Source organism: Microvirga medicaginis (assembly GCF_052658925.1).
Genome location: NZ_JBQWEL010000052.1, coordinates 1 through 2,056, shown reverse-complemented (window position 1 = coordinate 2,056; position 2,056 = coordinate 1). Strand labels below are relative to the sequence as shown.

Here is a 2,056-nt window from a genome sequence, read left to right as displayed (position 1 = left end):
ACCCATTCGCATCCGCCAAAGCGCCTACCTCAACAATCGGATTGAGCAGGATCACCGTGCTATCAAGAGGCGCATTCGTCCGATGCTCGGGTTCAAGTCAACGAAGAGTGCTCGCGTGATCTTGGGCGGGATTGAGATGGTTCACATGATGCGCAAACAGCAAGGGAAGTATACCCGCAATCCGCAGCCATCACTTGCCGAGCAGTTTGAGTTGCTTGCCGCCTGAACGCTCCACCGTGCGACTGGACCTTTCGCGTCTCCTCTCCAAATTTGCGACACAACCCCATGATCTCCTCAAACGTGTCGTACTGGCCGGGTTCGCCGGCATAGATTACCAGGTCGTCGACCCCGGGCCGGAAATCAGTCACGGTCAGCCCACCCAAGTTGTCCAGCGTGCCGAACGGGTTGCCCAACACGAAGAGATCGGCCCCCGACCCACCAGTCAGGATGGCGTCGAAGGTGGCATAGATGACGTCATCGCCCGAGCCGCCATCGCTGATCGAACGCTCCAACTCGAAGTTCTCGTCGAACTGCCCTGTCCCGGAGACAATCACATCATCCCCGGAGCCGCCGAGGATCTTGTCCACTCCGCCCCCGGCATCCAGGATGTCATTGCCGCGATCACCTCTGATCAGATCGTTGCCAGGGCCGCCGTCCACCCGGTCATCACCTGCGCCGCCGCTGATGGTGTCATCCCCAATGTCGCCGCTCAGGAAGTCGGCCCCACGTGCGCCGCTGATCGTGTCGTCACCAACATCGCCAAACAGCATGTCACGACCGCGGTTACCAACGAGGCGATCATCGCCCTGCTGCCCCCACACGAATGCCTCGCCGCTTCTCACGCGGATAACGTCCTCGCCCAACCCACCCCAGGCCAGCGTTAACTCGCTACGCAACACCAGTCTGTCCTCGTCAGCGGTGCCATAGACGAGGTTTGGGGTCACGCCTGCCGGAACCCAGGCGCCGTAGACGAATGCCGAGCGATCATCGTCATTGGTCAGCAGCGCTCCGCCATATTCCGTCTGGTCCAGACGCAGCGTCGGCCCGTCCGGCTCATCGGAATGGAAGAGGGTGGCGCGGAGTTGGTCGAGCGGCCGCTGGTCATCGCTCGATACCAGTGTCAGCGGCGTGGTGAAGTCAGCCTGCGTCCAGTTTCCAGTGGCCGCCTGCTCGACGAAGAACCCGATGTTTGAGAAGTCCGCAGCGACAGGATGCGCTCCGCCTCCGGTAGGCTTGCCCAGAGCGCCGCGGCAGCGCCAGAGAGTGTCAGGCTTCCGGTGATCTTCTGACCGGCCGTGTAGCCGAACGCGCCCGGGTCCACCGTGATGAAGTCATTGACGAACGGATCCTCAACGACCCCGTAGAAGGTGTAGGACGTCGCGGCTGGCATGATGACCTCCCGTGCAGGTTCCCCGCCCAGCCACAGCATCATACTGTATCTCCGGCACCCTGTCCCTTTCAGCCTCGCGCATAACGGTTGTGTAATGCCGGTAAGCACGATCAGGGAAACGGTCACCGTTGCTTAACCCTGCACGAATACAAAGCCAGCAGGCCGCGTTGTGTATCAGGCCCCTTACACAAAACCCCGCTCGATGCTCAGTCGGGCGGGGTTTTTCATTAAAGGCTCATTAACCATGCGGCGGTCAACATGCTCTGGCTGATCGATGCGGCTCAGAGATCAGCACTCTCCCAAAAGGCAGGCGAGGCGCGGATGTACCGCCTCGTTTTGCTTTGGGGCTGCGAGCGTTCCAGCGGCGACTAGCACACTGGCCAAGTGGCGGCGGGGCTATCGGGATTTGTAATCCGCCCCGAAGTCGCCTCATTCGGCTCATTGCTTAGTGCTGTTCATGCCGACCTTCTGGATACCGCTGCGAGGGATTATGAATATCAATTGGGAGCCGACGCTTCACTTCCACCCGAACACACTGGCCTGCCCCATGTGGGTGATCCGTGTGTGATGTTAATTCAGCGTTGGCTGCGGCGCCAGCTTGGAAGCAGAGACCAAGACCTCTGGTGCAGGCGGCCGGTAGCCCAAGGATGAGTGCGGGCGCACCGT

The 2,056-nt window shown here is 60.7% G+C and carries 2 protein-coding genes and 1 pseudogene; 1 reads left to right on the top strand and 2 read right to left on the bottom strand.

All coding sequences use genetic code 11. The annotated features are described in order from the left end of the window. On the top strand, positions 1–226 hold a 226-nt coding region (locus ACUXUR_RS26690; RefSeq protein WP_445505372.1), incomplete at its 5' end, for a DDE-type integrase/transposase/recombinase. 349 nt (positions 227–575) lie between these two features. Here the strand turns inward: ACUXUR_RS26690 and ACUXUR_RS26685 are convergent. Beyond that, positions 576–770, bottom strand: a pseudogene (locus ACUXUR_RS26685) (calcium-binding protein); the annotation flags it as partial. A 350-nt stretch (positions 771–1,120) separates the two neighbouring features. Then, positions 1,121–1,390 (bottom strand): hypothetical protein, encoded by a 270-nt coding sequence (locus ACUXUR_RS26680; protein WP_445505371.1) that lies wholly within the window; start codon positions 1,388–1,390, stop codon positions 1,121–1,123. Positions 1,391–2,056: the final 666 nt, after the last annotated feature.

Bases quoted from the DNA above. Each gene is read 5' to 3' on its own strand.
- ACUXUR_RS26680 (WP_445505371.1), bottom strand. From the start codon at position 1,390: ATGCCAGCCGCGACGTCCTACACCTTCTACGGGGTCGTTGAGGATCCG.